Source organism: Leptolyngbya sp. CCY15150 (genome assembly GCF_016888135.1).
Classification (GTDB): Bacteria; Cyanobacteriota; Cyanobacteriia; order RECH01; family RECH01; genus RECH01.
Genome location: NZ_JACSWB010000217.1, coordinates 45823 through 62787, shown reverse-complemented (window position 1 = coordinate 62787; position 16965 = coordinate 45823). Strand labels below are relative to the sequence as shown.

General features: G+C 54.9%; 15 protein-coding genes. 10 read left to right on the top strand and 5 right to left on the bottom strand.

Annotation, left to right across the window (positions count from 1 at the left end):
• The first annotated feature begins 618 nt into the window (after window positions 1-618).
• The 6 genes from hetR to JUJ53_RS16410 all read left to right on the top strand — a co-directional run bounded on the left by hetR (window position 619) and on the right by JUJ53_RS16410 (window position 5850).
• Window positions 619-1518 (top strand): heterocyst differentiation master regulator HetR, encoded by a 900-nt coding sequence (gene hetR / locus JUJ53_RS16435; protein ID WP_204153276.1) that lies wholly within the window; start codon window positions 619-621, stop codon window positions 1516-1518.
• Window positions 1519-1770: 252 nt separating this feature from the next.
• Window positions 1771-2502: a DNA repair protein RadC gene (radC, locus tag JUJ53_RS16430; protein WP_204153275.1), complete on the top strand. Its 732-nt coding sequence runs from the start codon at window positions 1771-1773 to the stop codon at window positions 2500-2502.
• Between the two features lie 172 nt (window positions 2503-2674).
• On the top strand, window positions 2675-3079 hold the full coding sequence (locus tag JUJ53_RS16425) for an STAS domain-containing protein (RefSeq protein WP_239125126.1): 405 nt from the start codon (window positions 2675-2677) through the stop codon (window positions 3077-3079).
• Window positions 3080-3389: 310 nt separating this feature from the next.
• Window positions 3390-3803: a ribonuclease III domain-containing protein gene (locus tag JUJ53_RS16420; RefSeq protein WP_204153116.1), complete on the top strand. Its 414-nt coding sequence runs from the start codon at window positions 3390-3392 to the stop codon at window positions 3801-3803.
• A 423-nt stretch (window positions 3804-4226) separates the two neighbouring features.
• Complete coding sequence (gene rlmB, locus JUJ53_RS16415) at window positions 4227-5477, top strand: 23S rRNA (guanosine(2251)-2'-O)-methyltransferase RlmB (protein WP_204153115.1); 1251 nt, start codon at window positions 4227-4229, stop codon at window positions 5475-5477.
• An 82-nt stretch (window positions 5478-5559) separates the two neighbouring features.
• Window positions 5560-5850, top strand: coding sequence for a DUF1816 domain-containing protein (locus tag JUJ53_RS16410; protein ID WP_204153114.1), 291 nt, complete (start codon window positions 5560-5562; stop codon window positions 5848-5850).
• Between the two features lie 156 nt (window positions 5851-6006).
• Here the strand turns inward: JUJ53_RS16410 and JUJ53_RS16405 are convergent, their stop codons facing one another.
• Complete coding sequence (locus JUJ53_RS16405; RefSeq protein ID WP_204153113.1) at window positions 6007-6840, bottom strand: alpha/beta hydrolase; 834 nt, start codon at window positions 6838-6840, stop codon at window positions 6007-6009.
• Window positions 6841-7276: 436 nt separating this feature from the next.
• Here JUJ53_RS16405 and JUJ53_RS16400 point away from each other — a divergent pair, with 436 nt between their 5' ends.
• The 3 genes from JUJ53_RS16400 to JUJ53_RS16390 all read left to right on the top strand — a co-directional run bounded on the left by JUJ53_RS16400 (window position 7277) and on the right by JUJ53_RS16390 (window position 11600).
• Window positions 7277-8950, top strand: coding sequence for a protein-arginine deiminase family protein (locus JUJ53_RS16400; protein WP_204153112.1), 1674 nt, complete (start codon window positions 7277-7279; stop codon window positions 8948-8950).
• A gap of 226 nt (window positions 8951-9176) precedes the next feature.
• On the top strand, window positions 9177-10640 hold the full coding sequence (gatA, locus tag JUJ53_RS16395; RefSeq protein WP_204153111.1) for an Asp-tRNA(Asn)/Glu-tRNA(Gln) amidotransferase subunit GatA: 1464 nt from the start codon (window positions 9177-9179) through the stop codon (window positions 10638-10640).
• A 48-nt stretch (window positions 10641-10688) separates the two neighbouring features.
• Window positions 10689-11600 (top strand): alpha/beta fold hydrolase, encoded by a 912-nt coding sequence (locus JUJ53_RS16390; RefSeq protein ID WP_204153110.1) that lies wholly within the window; start codon window positions 10689-10691, stop codon window positions 11598-11600.
• Here the strand turns inward: JUJ53_RS16390 and JUJ53_RS16385 are convergent.
• A complete protein-coding gene (locus JUJ53_RS16385; protein WP_204153109.1) occupies window positions 11564-12400 on the bottom strand; it encodes an SDR family NAD(P)-dependent oxidoreductase in 837 nt (278 codons plus the stop codon). The two genes, JUJ53_RS16390 and JUJ53_RS16385, sit on opposite strands and share 37 nt — an antisense overlap.
• A gap of 375 nt (window positions 12401-12775) precedes the next feature.
• Here JUJ53_RS16385 and JUJ53_RS16380 point away from each other — a divergent pair, with 375 nt between their 5' ends.
• Entirely contained in the window at window positions 12776-13264 is a 489-nt protein-coding gene (locus tag JUJ53_RS16380) for a hypothetical protein (protein ID WP_343327970.1), read from the top strand.
• Here JUJ53_RS16380 and ruvC read toward each other — a convergent pair.
• From ruvC to JUJ53_RS16365, 3 genes are all read right to left on the bottom strand, one after another.
• Entirely contained in the window at window positions 13261-13758 is a 498-nt protein-coding gene (ruvC, locus tag JUJ53_RS16375; protein ID WP_204153108.1) for a crossover junction endodeoxyribonuclease RuvC, read from the bottom strand. The genes JUJ53_RS16380 and ruvC overlap by 4 nt on opposite strands.
• A 5-nt stretch (window positions 13759-13763) precedes the next feature.
• A complete protein-coding gene (gene bchI / locus JUJ53_RS16370) occupies window positions 13764-14876 on the bottom strand; it encodes a magnesium chelatase ATPase subunit I (protein ID WP_204153107.1) in 1113 nt (370 codons plus the stop codon).
• Between the two features lie 359 nt (window positions 14877-15235).
• The gene (locus tag JUJ53_RS16365) at window positions 15236-16936 is read right to left on the bottom strand and encodes a GspE/PulE family protein (RefSeq protein ID WP_204153106.1); all 1701 of its coding nucleotides are present in this window, start codon (window positions 16934-16936) and stop codon (window positions 15236-15238) included.
• Between the last annotated feature and the right edge of the window lie 29 nt (window positions 16937-16965).

Genomic DNA, 16965 nt, shown 5'->3' with positions numbered 1-16965 from the left:
TCTCCGGGTGGGTTAGGTGCTGTTTGGTACTGCAGAGGTTAGACTAAAGCAGGTACATCAGTGCATCCCCTTAAACAATAGAACAAAAATGTTCTAAAAAAGGCAAATCTTCTAGTCTATTTTAGGAAGTATGGGGGTACTCTGGAGTCATCAACCCTACACTATGCCGTTAGTGTAGTGATCTAGAGGTGCATCGGTTGTCAGTTCGCTAGACCAATAGATGTCTATTTCCAGATATCAGGCTTGATCTAGCCCACTGCTAAAACCTAGGAATTAACGGGAATCCTGAAGGTAGAGCATCGCGATCGCTGAACTAAAAAGCAGTTGTTTGCTTCGTTTCCGTCCCGCTGGCGTCCATCGCCTCATCCGACGGGTTGCCCCCTGAGTAGGTTGCTTTCCAACTACAATCGCTCTACTCCATGCGCTAGCCGATACACCGGGTGCACTCTCTTGGCGCATCATGTGGATCGGCTATGCTGCTGGGCATGGAAGCCATGGTGTATGTAGGAATAGCTCCAAATACTGGCTGTTTGCCAACCTGCTGGTCTATGGAGTATTTCCCTAGGCTTCTGTGTCTTGACTCTTTGTTGTTACTACGCTACTGCGATCGTCCATCCAATGACCAATGATGTTGACCTGATCAAACACCTTAGTCCGAGCGCAATGGATCAGATTATGCTGTACCTTGCGTTCAGCGCCATGCGCACCAGTGGACACCGGCACGGTGCCTTCTTAGATGCAGCGGCTACGGCTGCCAAGTGTGCGATTTATATGACGTACCTTGAGCAGGGGCAAAACCTCCGCATGACCGGTCATTTGCATCATATTGAGCCCAAGCGGGTCAAGGTCATTGTTGAGGAAGTGCGCCAAGCCTTAACGGAGGGCAAGCTACTGAAAATGCTGGGGTCTCAAGAACCTCGGTATTTGATCCAGCTACCCTACGTATGGTTAGAGCAATATCCATGGGTTCCAGGGCAGCACCGCATTTCCGGGTCAAGCCTGACCCCCGATGAAAAACGTCAGCTAGAAGAGAAGCTACCCGACGTTATTCCTGACGCTCAGCTCCTCAACTCGTTCCAGTTTATGGACGTGATTGAGTTTCTCCACATGCGATCGCAGGAAAACTTACCGTCGGAACGCTGTCTGCCGTTGAGTGAAGCACTGGCAGAACATATTAAACGTCGCCTCATTTACTCCGGTACCGTCACTAAGGTGGACTCTCCTTGGGGGCTCCCTTTCTACGCACTAACCCGAGCCTCATACTCTCCGGCCGATGAAGAAGAGCGCACCTACATCATGGTGGAAGATACCGCTCGGTATTTCCGGCTCATGCGGGGCTGGGCCGAGCGCCAGCCCAAGGTGGTTCGCATTCTAGAAGAATTAGACATTCCTAGCGATCGCCTCGAACAGGCGCTAGACGAGCTAGATGAAGTCATTCGTAACTGGGCCGATCGCTACCATGAAGCGGGAGGCGATCCAACGGTTCTACAAATGGTGATTGGCCCTAAGGATGATTGAGTCCGTGGATCCTGTCTGCCTCTGCTAGGGACTATGTTGAGCGTAGAGACCATGAATGTACGCCAAGGTCTGCTGATGTGGAGAGACCCGTGAAGGCTTATCACGGTGGGACAGGATCATCCGTGTAAAATCACCTCTTTTCTGGTGTTATATGATACGTGAGAATGGGATTACTGAGGGTATCCTCAAGGATCGCATTGGGGAGTGACTTGCGGTGGCGATCGCCGTCTGCCGCGTCTATGGGGTGCAGTCATGACCTACCATCTCAGAGTGACCGATTTACCGAGTAGCGAACGCCCTCGGGAACGATTGATGCTCCACGGAGCCAAGAGCCTGTCTACGGCAGAGCTGATTGCAATTTTGTTGGGTACGGGGCAAGGCCCAGGCAAGCTGTCTGCTGTGGGTCTAGGGCAGCATATTTTGCATAAAATCAGCGAACATCAGCGGGATGCTCTGACGGTGCTGCGCGATATCACCGCCTCGGAGCTGATGCAGATTCAGGGTGTTGGCCCTGCCAAAGCCACCACCATTTTGGCGGCCATTGAACTCGGTAAACGGGTGCTGCATTCTCGCCCCAGCGATCGCCCGATTATTGACGATCCAGCGATCGCCGCCTCAATTTTAAGTCCAGACTTGATGTGGCAATCCCAAGAACGATTCGCCGTTGTCTTGCTCGATGTCAAAAATCGCCTGATCGGTACCCAGGTGATTACGATTGGCACAGCCACCGAAACCCTGGCCCATCCTCGCGAAATCTTTCGGGAGGTGATTCGCCAAGGAGCCACTCGCTTGATTGTGGCCCACAACCATCCCTCCGGCAGCGTAGACCCTAGCCCTGAAGATCTCTATCTCACGCGCCAACTCTTAGAGGCAGGGCAACTCCTTGGTATGCCCCTGTTGGATCATCTAATCTTGGGCAACGGCACCCACGCCAGTCTTCGCCAACGGACGCCGTTATGGCAGGAACTTCCCCAGGGAGATTAGGATAGAACAAGCATAAAGCTATGCCGGTGTGGTGAGAGTTCTTGGCTGAGCTGTTGCACAGGATGAAATCCTAGCGTATACTAAAGCCTCGAATTATTCTAAAGCTATGTGGTTTTATAGCTTTGGCGATGCTCTGAGTAGCACACGGTGGCATTAAGTTCATCTCAGATTATTGATTGAGTTAAATGATAAGGAGGCCGCCATTCCGGAAACACTCACTCTAACGGTCAGTTTGCGAGGCACGAGAGAGGTTAAAAGCAGCTATCAGCTATTTCGGCTGGCTGGTTTGCTGGATGCCTTTTCTGAACCGACTTTCCGCAAAGTGTTCAGCGCCTACGCCGATGAAGATCCCAAAAACCTCATCCTAGATCTGTCCCAAATTGACTTTGTAGACAGCTCTGGTTTGGGGGCGCTTGTCCAGCTCGTTAAAAAAGTGCAAACTGCTGGGGGAAGTATGCAAATTGTGACCAACCCCCGCGTGACGCAAACGGTTAAGCTTGTGCGGCTAGAGAAGTTCTTGGCGCTGCAGCCGTCGGTGGATGTCGCGATCGAGAATGTCAACAAGCCGGCAGACTAGCCCTGATTGTCCTGACTATCATTGGGCTGGAGATAGCTAAGAAAATCTATACTCTGCCCCACGATTCTACCCTGCCTAGGTCATCTAGAAGGCTTAAGTTGGGTCATCTGCTGGCCGCATTGTAGTCGCATCGTAGATGAGCCAGGCAAGTCTCAGACCTAAAGCATGGGCATCGACGACCATGGGATCGTGGGGCAACGTCGGGAGCAAAAACTCAAGTGGAACCATCGTCTACAATGGTGGTGCTCTACCGTTTTCTTGTTAATTTATAGTTGTATTGAACTTGGTATGATAGTGATATTGATTGTTCATGGGGGCTGACCCATCGTTGATTTGGTCTAATGAGCAAGTTCAGCGCCTTTCCCCAGCAGCTTTAGCCTATATAGGTGATGCTGTGTATGAGTTGTATGTAAGGCAGTTATACCTATTTCCCCCCAAGCGTCCTCGGTTGTACCATCAGCTTGTGGTGTCTCAGGTTCGGGCAGAGCAACAGGCGAGGTATCTCGATGTGTTGCAACCTTTTCTGACAGAGCATGAGAAGGAAATGGTTCGACGGGGCCGTAACGCTGCATCCAATCGCCCATCGCGCCATGACCAAAGCATATATCAACAATCAACAGGATTAGAAGCGTTAGTGGGATATTTGCATCTGACTGATCCCCAGAGGTTGCAATACTTGCTGGATATTCTCAAGCCGGAGGTGCTGTCAGCAAGCGCGTCTTAATCGGCCCTAGAGCCTGGCATGGCTTCCTTGAGAATACCCTCAACCCTTGAGATGCTGAATACCCTGCTGGCTACCGTGATCCGTCATACAGATGGTTGAGGGCATCAATGTTTAATCCTATGTTCTTCGATAACCGCTGATCCCCCAGCGCTGCGGCTCAAGTGGCCGTTGATCACCCTTCAACAATGTCTTGGTAAGCGTTCAAAGTGCAGAGGACAGCCTAGCGAATGCGATCGCTGCCTGCCTAGAACGTGATTGGGCGTCAGGCTCCAACGTTTACTGTATTGGGTGTTGAGAAGATGGCTGTCTTGAGTCCATCGTTGCTGAGCGGCGATGCATCGGGATGTCTCTCTTGGCTAACACTCTTGTTGAATTCCCTCCACCTCATTCTCTACACCCACCATATTTGCGAGAAAGCGTTCTATGGCTCCTAAACCTAATCGTTCAAGATCATCTAGCGATCGCCCCTATGATCGGGCTAGTCGTCCATCCTCTGGTCGTCCTTATAAGGGCAAAGCTCGTCCGGGTGCGCCATCCTCCTCAACGGATCAGCCCATTCAGCGTAAACGTCGGGTTGATCCTACCTCCGATGCCAAGCCTTACAAGCGTCGGGCTGAATCTGATGCTAAGCCCTACAAGCGTCGGATTGAATCTGATGCTAACCCTTCCTACAAGCGCCGGGTTGACCCTGCTTCAGACGCTAAGCCCTACAAGCGTCGGGTTGACCAAGAAGCACCGGTCGCCGATGATGCGCCTCGGCCTCGGCTGAAGAAGTCAGGGCGCGATCGCCCCCCCCGTTTCCGATCTGAAGCCACGTCGTCTCGCCGTCCGGTAGAATCCTTACCGCCTGAGGCTGATCCCAGTGATATCTTATCCGACGATGATGCGCAATCTGACCTGATCTATGGACGGCACAGTGTTGTTTCGGCCCTAGAAAGCGAGCGCAGCCTCAACCGCATCTGGATTACTGCTAAGTTACGTTACGATCCCCGCTTTTATACCCTGCTCCAAGAGGCTAAACGTCAGGGAACCGTCATTGATGAAGTCACCCCTCAGCGCATTAGTCACCTAACTCGCCATGCCAATCATCAAGGGGTCGCGGCCCAGGTCACACCCTACCAGTATTTAGACTTAGCAGAGCTAATTACGACGGCTAAGTCTAAGGCTGAAAAGCCTGTCCTGATTGCCATTGACGGAGTGACTGATCCCCACAATTTAGGGGCGATCGCTCGAACTGCGGAGGCTCTCGGTGCCCAGGGGATCGTGATCCCCCAGAGGCGATCGGTGGGGATCACGTCCACCGTCATGAAGGTAGCGGCTGGAGCTTTAGAAACTCTTCCAGTTGCAAGGGTTGTCAATCTTAGCCAAGCCTTGGAAGAATTGAAACAGGCAGGGTTTTGGATCTATGGAACTGCCGCCAATGCCGCAGATAAACCCATTCACACCGTGACCTTTGATAGTGCAACGGTACTGGTGATTGGCGGAGAAGGGGAAGGATTAAGCGTGTTAACCCAACGCCATTGTGATGCACTTGTGTCTGTGCCGCTGCAGGGGCGCACTCCCAGCTTGAATGCGTCGGTTGCGGCAGGGATGGCGCTGTATGAAATCTATCGGCAGCGATGGAACAATACGGTGCATATGAATGCTTTACAAAAAAAGAGCAACGGAGTATAACGAAGCTTGAACCTTCTTTAAGGTGAATAAACTTTTTGACTCAAACTTACGCAAGAATGCTTAACGGGGCGCTGTAGGGCTTATGAGTGATATTTGGTTAAGTATGCTGGAATTTCTGGGGCAGGCCTGGTGGGCTGAGGTTATTACCGATAACCCGCGCTGCACCTACTATTTCGGCCCGTTTGCAAGTTCGAGTGAAGCCGAGTCAGCCAAGGCTGGCTATGTTGCAGATTTGCGGCAAGAAGGTGCAACCAATATTCGAGTGACGATTAAGCGTTGTAAGCCAGATCCCAAAGATCTCACTCTCTATGAGGGCGCAGAGGAAGATGATGCTGCCTTGCAGGTTGGAGGCTTGCCTATCTTTAGCAGCTAGTGCTTGCCGGATTGGATCCTGCTTGGATAGGAACATAGTGGCGCTAGCGATCGCTCCCAGATTGATGATGCTTGGAGGATCGTTGGTGCGTGTTCACAGGAGATCCCTTGACTTAGACCCTCGATGTTTCCCTCACAAGGGGTTGTCGGCGCTGGGCTAGCCAGGCGGGTCTGCAGGGTGGATCTGGAGATCGGCTAGCCAGGCTTGGATATCTGTGATCATGTCCTGCGGAACTTCCCAAGGAAAAAGGTGCGCCGTATTGGGGTATTGCTGAAATTGCCCTTGCTGCAGCTGTTGGGCTGTTTCAGCGCTGGCGCTAGCCATGATGTGGCGATCGCATTCTCCGGCTAGAACTAAGGCGGGGCATGCAATAGAGGATAGATCTGCTGTGCGATTGTAGCCCGAGCGAATCGCTTGGTTGAGAGCTGCGGTCGCGTGGCGTGAGGTTTGTAGATACGCACTGAGGGCGGCATCGGCAAGGTATTGGTAGGTGCTGGGCGTATGCCGCTGAATGAGATATTGGTAGAGCGATCGCCGTCCAAAGGTGTCAATGTTCCACTGCCAGCCAGGAACAAGGCGATTCACGATTGAGGCAATTCCCGTATTCGCCACCTCCATCCATCTCACCGGCGGATGATTGCTGCGAGGATGGGCCGCTGTGGCCACCAAGATCAGTCCAGCCAGGCGATCGCCGTGAGACAGCGCTAGTTCCATCGCTAAAATGCCCCCCAGCGACCAGCCCAAAGCGATATAGCGATCGATATTAAGCTGATCGAGTAACTGATGCAGGTCGGCTAGATGATCCTGCATGGTAAAGGCATGGTGAGCTGGACTGCCTCCATAGCCTCGCAGATCGGGTGCAATCATCTGAAATTGCTGCGATAGGGGTTGCGTAAACACCTCCATGCAGCGGCTAGAGCCAGGGTGGCCGTGGAGACATAGGATCGGAAATCCTTGACCTGCAATATGCACATTAAGGGCTATGGGCATCGTTCTGTGGGCTGGGATGGGCGCATGGATGAAGGGTTTTGAGATAGGCCAATCAGGAGAGGACGATAGGGTGTTATCTATGCCATTATCCCTTAGGGATCACTAGATGTAGTGGCAATGCTCCAAATCTCCGTTTATCCTAAGTCGTGAGTCTTAGGAATTCTCGTCTGCTTGCAGCGAGAAGGATGTCAACTAGCAGCTTGTCCGATCTGCTAAGTTCTGACTGAAAGAATAAGCTTTTCCAGTAAAGCTATTGACACTGTTATCGACAAGCTCGGGCAAGATGTTCATACTGAGAAGCGCCGTTTAGCTTAGCCTGCCATGGATTGCGGTCAGTACGGCAGGCTAGTATGAAGAGCTGGCTTGGCGATGCTAACGTCTGGATATAAGGATTGAGATGCGGCGACGACGACGAAGGCGAAGACCCTGGATACGCATGGCTTGTCTGGGCGGTATGTTGGCACTACTGCTCGTGTTGCTGCATACCTGTGTTTGGAGTCCATTGAGTGCTCGTCTTGCGCGCCCAGATACTCCCTTAGTGGTGGCGGGCGATACCAATCGGGATGGCAGACTGTCTAGGGATGATAGGCGCGATCGCCATCTGTGGACTTGGGAGTCTGGGATGTTGATCTTGGCCAATGTGGATGATGATGACGGCAACGGCATCGCTGATGCAGCGGATACGGTGGTGAATGGCCCGGCGGATGAACAGGATTTAGCGATCGCCACCATTACCCTCACGCCTGGGCAACTATCCTCCTCCTCAGAGTTGTGGGTTGACGTGAATCTGGAGTCGCGTCTGGCCGTCAACCTATTCCAGCGCGTGGACGATCAATGGCAGTTCCTTGATCTCAGTCGTCCAGTGCCCTTAACGGTTCCGCCTAGAAGCTCCCAGATGAATGATCCCATTGTGCTAACGCTGGGGATTGAGGCGAAGCAATTTGCTGAAACTAATTGGTCTGGGCTAACGCGTCTAACCGTGCGTCTGCAGGATGAAAAACGCCGAGCGATCGCCACCGATGCGATCGCCTTGCGGGTGGCTCCCTGGCTGATGCTGCCCAATTCTGCCCGCACCACGGATCTTTATATCGGCGTAGGCTACTACGAGAACGACCGAATGCGATCGCAGCTAGAGCGCATTCTGCCGCGATTGGGCGTGACCCTGCATGAGTATGAAAGCGACAACTGGCAGGACATGTGGACCCAGGACATGATGGAAATTGGCTACCAGGAAATACCAGGGCATCCAGGGATGCATGTGGTACTACGCGCCAATCGAGACGATGAACAATATCCCAAAACCTTGCTGGGCCCCGATGTTGGTTATATCACCGTGGGTGAGCCGCGCAATCTAAATGTGGCGGATGAGCTGGCCGACTGGTTTGGCAATCTGGAGGTGACGCCGCCGATTGAGGGGTTTCCCCTAGGGCGATCGTACTATGGTCGCAACACCAAAACCGGGGTTGAGATGCACCCGATGGTCGTAGATTTCCTGCGGCGGCAGGGGGTGCAAACGCCCCTATGGCTGGATACCTCTTGGCTGCTGATTAAGCATGTAGATGAACTGATTAGCTTCGTTCCGGCTCCCGAGGGGCAGCCCTATGTGCTGGTTCACGACATGGAAGACGGGATTAAACTATTGCAGGACTTGCGATCCCAGGGAGCAGGGGAGGAATGGATTGGGGAACCGCCGATCACCGTTAATGAAGCCCTAGAAACCTATCGTTCGATCAGCTCACGGATGCAGCGCTCTGTGCTCGATCGCATCATCCGTATGGTGAAGCAAGACCTGAAGATTGATGAGGATCGGATTATTCGCTTGCCGGTGGTGTTTACGGGGCTGCGCAATGCTTCTACGCTCTGGTCGAATTCGGTGAACTCGGTCTTTATCAACGGTACGCTGATCCTAGGCGATCCCCACGCGCCGCTGGTGAATGGCGAAGACTACATTCAACGGGTGATTCGCCAGCGCTTAGCCCAGGCTAGAATTCGGGTTGAGTTTGTAGATGACACTCCCTACCAGGCCAACCACGGCAATGTCCACTGTGCTACCAACACCAAACGACAGACCCTGCGTCCCCAGTTTTGGTCTTATCTCTCATCCAGTTAGGGGAATATTCAGACAGAGTACACCTGGGATTGATAAGCTAGGGAACGGTCTGCTAGTTCATTCATCATGGCTGAACTAGAGCCTGTGATGTCCCCTGTCGGTATCGCTAGGATTGTCCTGACCTGGGGCGATCGCCCTCTAGGTTGGCTTGCGCATCATTTGCCTGCACCAGCTTCATTGAGGGTAGCGTTAAAGTATTCCATTATCCGCTTCGTGAGGTTAGTTCATGTCATTCATCCGCGAGTTGCACCATCAACTCATCCGTAAGGAGCGATCGGCTGTTGAGATTACCCAGGATGCCCTGGATCGGATCACAGCTTTAGAGCCCCAGCTTCATAGCTTTTTGCACATCACGGCTGAGCTAGCCCTAGAACGCGCCAAGCAGGTCGATCGCCAACTGGCTGCTGGGGAAACCCTAGGGCTCTTGGCGGGTATTCCTATGGGCATCAAAGATAATCTTTGCACCCAGGGAATTCCCACCACCTGCGGATCGCGGATTTTGCAGCAGTTTGTGCCGCCCTACGAGTCTACGGTGACCCAAAAGCTGACGGATGCCGGAGCCATCATGATGGGTAAAACCAACATGGATGAGTTTGCCATGGGTAGCTCGACGGAAAACTCGGCCTATCAACTAACGGCCAATCCTTGGGATCTGGAACGGGTGCCTGGCGGTTCCTCCGGCGGTTCGGCGGCGGCGGTGGCGGCGGGTGAATGTGTGGTGTCCCTTGGGTCGGATACGGGGGGCTCTATTCGTCAGCCTGCGTCCTTCTGCGGTGTGGTGGGCATGAAGCCTACCTATGGGCGGGTGTCTCGCTATGGGCTGGTGGCCTATGCATCTTCGTTGGATCAGATTGGCCCCTTCGGGCGCACGGTGGAAGATGCGGCGATTTTGCTGGAAGCGATCGCTGGCTATGATCCCCAAGATGCGACCAGTCTGAAGGTAGACGTTCCTAGCTATACGGCGGGTTTAACCCCAGAGCTGAAGCCCGGTACCAGGGTTGGCATTATCCAAGAAACCTTTGGTGAAGGGCTCGATCCAGTGGTGGCTGAGGCGGTGCAGGCGGCGGTGCAGCAACTGCAGGCCATGGGGGCGGAGGTCGTTGAAATTTCCTGTCCTAAGTTCCGCTATGGGCTGCCGACCTACTACATCATTGCGCCGTCGGAAGCGTCGGCCAACCTGGCTCGCTACGACGGGGTGAAGTATGGGTTTCGGAGTGATGAAGGCGATAACCTGATCTCGATGTATGCCAAAACGCGGGCAGAGGGCTTTGGCCCCGAGGTGAAGCGCCGGATCATGATCGGCACCTATGCCCTGTCTGCTGGCTATTACGACGCCTACTACCTCAAGGCTCAGAAGGTGCGCACCTTAATTAAGCAAGACTTTGAGCGGGCGTTTGACCAGGTGGACGTGTTGGTCTGCCCCACGGCACCGACAACCGCCTTCAAGGCTGGGGAAAAGGTAGATGATCCCATCAGCATGTATCTGTCGGACTTGATGACCATTCCGGTGAACCTGGCGGGGCTACCGGCCCTAAGCCTACCCTGCGGTTGGGATGCCCAAGGGATGCCCATTGGTCTGCAGTTGATTGGCAATGTTCTGCAAGAAGCATCGCTGCTGCAGGTTGCCTATGCCTATGAGCAGGCCACGGATTGGCACAAACGTCGTCCATCTTTGGATACGGTTGCTTAGGGGCGATCGCGGGTATCCTGTATCCAGATGTTTATCGGGTCGATTGCCATGGTTGATCTCCTGAGCCTGCTGCCGGTAGTGGGTGGTGGTGCTGTTGGGGTAGCTGGGCTATATGGAGCCTTGATGCTGCTGCTGTTTGCCTACCAGCGCCGACTGATCTTTCATCCATCGCCAACGGTGACCCGTACGCCGGCTGACCTAGGCCTGGCCTACGACGTAATCCAGTTGCCCTATGATCAGGGTCGGGAATGGGTGCAGGGCTGGTGGATACCGAGCGATCGCCCCCAAGCTCCCACGGTGCTCTACCTCCATGGCAATGGCATCAATATGGGAGCTAATGTGGATGCGGCGGGGCGGTTCCATGCCCTGGGTCTTTCGGTCTTCATGATCGACTACCGAGGCTATGGTGAAAGTTCTGGTGGGTTTCCCAGTGAGCAACGGGTGTATGACGATGCCGATCGCGCCTGGCATTACCTCACCGACCAGCGCCAGATTGCACCGGAGCAGATGGTGCTCTATGGTCATTCCCTGGGCGGTGCGATCGCCATTGAACTGGCCACGCGCCATCCCGATGCTGGTGGTTTGGTGATCGAAAGTTCCTTTACCTCCATGCGGGAGATGGTCACCCGCGCCACGGTCTACGATCGCCTGTTTCCCATCGATTGGATTTTGACCCAACGCTTTGATTCCCTCACCAAGGTGCGATCGCTGCAGTCTCCGGTGATCTATATCCACGGGACGGCGGATCCAGTGGTGCCTTCCGAGCTCAGCGCCGTCCTGCATGACGCGACGGCAGCTCCGGCGGAGCTGGTCTGGATTCCTGGAGCTGACCACAACAATGTGGCGGAGGTGGGGGGCGATCGCTACCGGGCTGCTTTGATCCAGTGGCTGCGCTCCCATTACCCAAACGCCGGTCTAGATACCTACAAGACCAGCCCTGCCTCCAATGTGGCGTGCTGAAAGCTGTAGCCAGCATCCTTCAGTTTTTGATTAGACACCCGAGCATTGTAGGGACGGGTGCTGGCTTGACTGGCATCCCAGGTGACGGGGGGCAGTTGGTGACGCTGACAGACGAGGTCAATCAACTGCTTGACGGTGGTGGGCGAATCCTGCACAAGATTGTAGATGCCTTGGAAACCCTGCTCCTGGGCCAAGGCGATCGCTCCCACAATGTCGTCTAGGTGAATCCAGTTGCTGGCGTCCTCGCCTGTGCCGGGTCGGGTGGTGCCTGCTGCCCGCTGAAAAATTCTCACCAGGGATCGACCGGGGCCGTAGATGCCGCCTAGGCGAAAGATGCAGACTCGGCGCTGGTCTGTGGCGATGGAGAGGAGAATCTGTTCGGTGTCGGCCAGAATCTTGCCGTTGTCGGTGCTGGGGGCGATCGCCGTGGCTTCGTCTACCCAAGCTCCCTGGCGATCGCCATAGACCGCGTAGCTGCCGGTGTAGATCACCTGGGTGAGCTGGGGCAAGCTGGGCAGCAGATCGGCGAGCACTTGGGCGGTACCCAAATAGGTGTCGGCATAGGCATCGGCGCGCGCTGCTCCCAGGGTGAGCACCAGGGTTTGTTGATCGGTTAGGATCTGAGCAAGGCGTTCCCGCTCATGGCCCCGCACGACGTGAACCTGGTGGGCGATCGCCTCTAGCTCTGGAACCCGCTCTGCACGAGTGGTGGTGGCTGTAACTCGGTAGCCCCCCTGGGTGAAGACGGGAGCGATCGCTTGCCCGACGTATCCACAACCGAGAATGGTGACTGTTTGCATTGATCCTGTGGGATGAACCCCTCCGTCACGTTGGAAAATATGGGATGCTGGGAAAAGATCCAGGGTTGCCTAGAAAGTTAGCTGAGCTCGCCTTGGGTACCCGTAGATATCTTAAGATGGGGGCGATCGCTCTGAACCCCGATCGTCTGTAGCTATCTAGATTGCCCCACGCCACTTCTCTGAAGACCCGCAACCGGTTGTTCCCAATCTTTTCCCGGCGGATCAGGGCATTCAGCCTAACAATCCTGCTAACGATCCTGGAGCTTCCGATATTCCCGATATCAGAGATGGGCGATGAGTGGGCTGATAGTCTGCAACAGACCGGGAGTCAGACCTATGCTGTTTTGTCCGTTTTGGACTCCTTTGTAACGTGCCGTGAAACCAGCTACTCGTGACCCGACAACCGGTGAGACCTCCAGCCATTCCTTAGACTGGCTGCACAACGGCACGTTGATGATGGTCAACGATCGCCGCCGTGGCGGTCTCATTCTGTGCAAAGAGTATTATGCTGAGTTTGCTGGCCCGGGGGCTGCGGTCGGCGGTCTGTTTGATATGGACTGCACGCGGCTGATTCCCGTGGGCACCCTTTCTATCCTGACCCCACCGGATCACGAAGCGCGGCAGCGGGCGTTTAAGATTCGGCGGCAGTGGATTCGCCTCACCCAGCAGTTCACCGACTGTCCGGTACCGCTGCAGCGCGCCCAGATGATTCTCAACCAGTTTGAAACCTACTTTGGCCCTGAAACCGTAGCCGAAGTGCCCGATGATGCGTTCGCGCTCTTGGTGGGCGTTTTACCCTACACGGTGCGCCTGGCCCGCCGGAAGCCGGGGCAGTTGAATGTGAAGCTCAAGGCTGGTGGTTAGTCCTCCCGTTGAAACCAAGCGGCGATCGCCAATCCCAAAGCATCAGCGGCATCATCGGGACGGGGAATGGTGTCGAGGTCTAGCTCTCGGGCGACGGCTTCCTGTACCTCATGCTTGTCGGCATTGCCGTAGCCGGTGAGCGCCTGCTTGACTTGAGCGGGGGTAAATTCTATGAAGGGCACCTGATGCTGGGCCAGCACGAGCATGATCACCCCTCGGGCTTGGGCCACCAAAATGGTGTTGCCCATGCGATAGAAAAAGAGTTTTTCAATGGCTACTAAATCGGGCTGCCATTGGTTGAGCAGGTGGTGCAGGTCGTCATAGATGGTACAAAGGCGATCGCCCACTGCGGTTTTGGCCGGTGTTTGGATCACGCCAAAATCCAAGACAGAGATACTAGAAGCGGCATCTCTGTCTTGGCTGGCGTCACAGGCAATGGCCCCAAACCCCAAAATGGCTAACCCAGGATCAAGTCCTAGAATGCGCCGCGTCATGAGGCTTAGCGTACAGCTCCATTCAGGTGAGCGGCTTCATCGGGATCCGGTAGGCCAAAGATGCGGCTAAAGACTTTGTTGACCTTGTAGCCCGAGTCGATGGATTCTAGCGGATCTTTCCGCAGACGGTGGCGCAGGCAGAGAACAATCACCCGTTGAATATCGTTAACGGTCACTTCCGTCCGACCTTCCAGGGCAGCGATCGCCTTGGCGGCGCGGTTGGTGACAATATCGCCCCGGAGACCGTCCACATCTAGCTCTGCGCAGGCTTGGGAAATATTCACCCGTAAGTCGTGGTCGATGGTGACGGATTTGAGCAACTGCTGGGCCTGGATGAGCTTTTGCTGGAGTTCGGTTTGAGCGTCAGCATAGTCGGTGAGGAAGGCCTGGGGGTCTTGGTCAAATTCCGATCGCTGTTCCACAATCTGCACCCGCAGCGCCGGATCTTTGACCGTGCGAATTTCGGCGTGCATGCCGAAGCGATCGAGCAATTGGGGGCGCAGTTCCCCTTCTTCGGGGTTGCCGGAGCCCACTAGGACAAACTTGGCCGGGTGGCGAATGGAAATGCCTTCCCGCTCCACTGTATTCCAGCCCGAGGCGGCGGAGTCGAGCAGCACGTCTACCAAGTGGTCATCGAGCAGGTTGACTTCATCCACGTAGAGGATGCCCCGGTTGGCCTTGGCCAGCAGTCCTGGTTCAAAGGCTTTGACACCCTCCGCCAGCGCTTTTTCAATATCAATGGTGCCGCAGACTCGGTCTTCAGTTGCGCCCAGCGGTAGGTCTACCATAGGCACTTTTTTGCGAGCTGCAGGCAAGGCTTCCTGCCGATTGAACCGGTCTTGCACCTCATCGCTCATGAGGCTGGCGTCGTAGGGGTCGCTGTTGAAGGGATCGTCAGCTACTACTTCAATCTCGGGGAGTACGTCAGCTAGGGCGCGGATCGTGGTGGACTTTCCAGTGCCGCGATCGCCCATGATCATCACACCGCCAACTTTGGGATCGATGACGTTGAGCAACAGCGCCAACTTCATCTCTTCCTGACCCACGATGGCCGTGAATGGAAAGACAGCGCGACGAGGTGGTGTAGAAACGGGAGGTGCAGAAACAGTTGAAGACACAGGACTTTATTAACCGTCAAAAAGGTTTACATCTATAGGTATCGACCACCGAGTGGACACCCAGAATTTAAGGTGGCGGCAGATCAGCAAGGGCTGGCAGAATCAGTGCGGTTCTGAGACCCAAGAACGGGCCATCTGCACGATTCCTTAACCCATCAACTCCACATCAAAGGAGCGATCGCCTCATCGCCTACCGTTACTTATTGTGACACAGGACGTGCCGCCTGCTTTGCCGTTCAGAACTCTCTGGGCCTAGTCCTCTGAGGCGTCAGTAACCCGCCTAGGTGCTGAAGCGAGAAACCTTGCGTGTTCTGGAATGCCTTGTCGTTCTTCTATCTTCGTTCTTCTGTCTGGCGGTACTAAGGAACGGAGGGTTGCTCTTGGCGTTGACTATGGCGTCGGGCACCGCCTGCTAGGGGTTTAGGGCGATAGCGCTGCAGCGCACTGCGAGGCAGAACCCGCATGACTTCTTCCACGGTGGTTGCCCCGGCAGTAATCTTAGCGATCGCGGCATCGTAGAACGAGCAAAATCGAGTTTCTTGCAGGTAGCGATTCAGCTCGGTCATCGTGCCTTCATAAATGATCTGCCGCAGGGTATCGTCCATGTCAATCAGTTCAATAATGGCTTCCCGCCCGGCATAGCCCGACTGGAAACATCGAGCACAGCCGCGACCTTTGCGCCAGGTTTTAGGATTAATCTGCGATCGCGTCAGACCCAGCATGGCCAACTCCTCATCGGAGGGCGTGTGCGGGGCAGAACAATGGGGGCAAACCCGCCGCACCAAGCGCTGGGCCACAATGCCTAGGAGAGCATCGCTAATCAATCCGGGGTCGGGGCCAATATCTTTCAGGCGAGGGATGGCGCTGGCAGCGTCGTTGGTATGGAGGGTGGTAAAGACTAGGTGTCCCGTCAGAGCTGCGCGTACCGCCGTTTCGGCCGTTTCATGGTCACGAATTTCGCCCACCATGATGATGTCTGGATCCTGACGCAAAATGGCTCGAAGACCCGCCGCAAAGGTCATGCCGGCTGCTTCATGCACCTGGGTTTGGGTAATCCGGTGCAGTACATATTCCACCGGATCTTCCACGGTCACCACGTTGACATGCTCGGTGGCGACGGTTTGCAGGCTGGTGTAGAGGGTGCTGGTTTTGCCAGAGCCGGTGGGGCCAGTGAAAATCACCATGCCCTGGGGTTGCTGTAGCCAGTTTTGGTAGGTGGTGAGGGTTTGGGGCGTGAAGCCCAGTTCTTCAATGCAGGTGAAGGGATTTTCATTGGGCAATAGTCGGATCACGGCCTTTTCTCCGCCCACGCAGGGCAGGGTGCTGACCCGCATATCTAGACCGAGGTTGAGGTCACTGCCGGCGGCATAGCGCTCACCGATGCGAGCATCTTGGGGGCGGCGGCTTTCAGCAATGTCCATATCTGACATGACCTTGAGGGCCACAATCGCCCGTCGGCTGATGTCTGGGGGCAAGGTGGTAATATCCCGCAGGATGCCGTCAATGCGGTAGCGCACCCGCAGCCCTTCCGCCACGGGCTCTAGGTGAATGTCGCTAGCCCGATTGCGCAGGGCCCCAGAAATGATGGTTTTAATGCGGCTGATTTGATCGGCGGCTTTGGATAAATACAGCTCCGTGACTTCGCCAATGTTCTCGGTTTCCACTTCGCCCGTCAGGGGATTGATCAGCGGATCGGAACTAATCACCGATTGATCAAAGTTTTGGCTGTGGTACCAGGCACGATAGCTGCGATCGGCGATCGCAATGATCTTGACGTTGGTAAAGGTGCGATCGCTTAACTGTTGAATCGTTTCGGGCGGCAGATCAATGGGGCTGCCTAGGTAGTAGCAATTGCGCCATAGCAGTAGCGGCATCACCGGCGGTAGGGCGCTGGGGTTAGGAAATTCCCGCAAAAAACGATAGCTAACTTCTGTGTCGAGCAGGCTGAGGTTCACCATGCCCTGGTCATCGACCAAGAGCTGTAGCGCCTGTTCACAGGTGAGGTCTCCATGGCGGAGTTTCTGCCAAGCCGATGAACGGTTAGACGTCGTCTTAGGCATAAATGGCATGATCCGTCGAACATCGTTGA

Excerpts from the sequence above, each read along its gene's own strand:
- gatA (WP_204153111.1), top strand. The coding sequence starts at position 9,177 with ATGTCATTCATCCGCGAGTTGCACCATCAACTCATCCGTAAGGAGCGA.
- JUJ53_RS16390 (WP_204153110.1), top strand. The coding sequence starts at position 10,689 with ATGGTTGATCTCCTGAGCCTGCTGCCGGTAGTGGGTGGTGGTGCTGTT.
- JUJ53_RS16385 (WP_204153109.1), bottom strand. The coding sequence starts at position 12,400 with ATGCAAACAGTCACCATTCTCGGTTGTGGATACGTCGGGCAAGCGATC.
- JUJ53_RS16420 (WP_204153116.1), top strand. The coding sequence starts at position 3,390 with ATGGGGGCTGACCCATCGTTGATTTGGTCTAATGAGCAAGTTCAGCGC.
- JUJ53_RS16365 (WP_204153106.1), bottom strand. The coding sequence starts at position 16,936 with ATGCCTAAGACGACGTCTAACCGTTCATCGGCTTGGCAGAAACTCCGC.
- JUJ53_RS16410 (WP_204153114.1), top strand. The coding sequence starts at position 5,560 with ATGAGTGATATTTGGTTAAGTATGCTGGAATTTCTGGGGCAGGCCTGG.
- rlmB (WP_204153115.1), top strand. The coding sequence starts at position 4,227 with ATGGCTCCTAAACCTAATCGTTCAAGATCATCTAGCGATCGCCCCTAT.
- hetR (WP_204153276.1), top strand. The coding sequence starts at position 619 with ATGACCAATGATGTTGACCTGATCAAACACCTTAGTCCGAGCGCAATG.
- JUJ53_RS16405 (WP_204153113.1), bottom strand. The coding sequence starts at position 6,840 with ATGCCCATAGCCCTTAATGTGCATATTGCAGGTCAAGGATTTCCGATC.
- JUJ53_RS16400 (WP_204153112.1), top strand. The coding sequence starts at position 7,277 with ATGGCTTGTCTGGGCGGTATGTTGGCACTACTGCTCGTGTTGCTGCAT.
- radC (WP_204153275.1), top strand. The coding sequence starts at position 1,771 with ATGACCTACCATCTCAGAGTGACCGATTTACCGAGTAGCGAACGCCCT.
- ruvC (WP_204153108.1), bottom strand. The coding sequence starts at position 13,758 with ATGACGCGGCGCATTCTAGGACTTGATCCTGGGTTAGCCATTTTGGGG.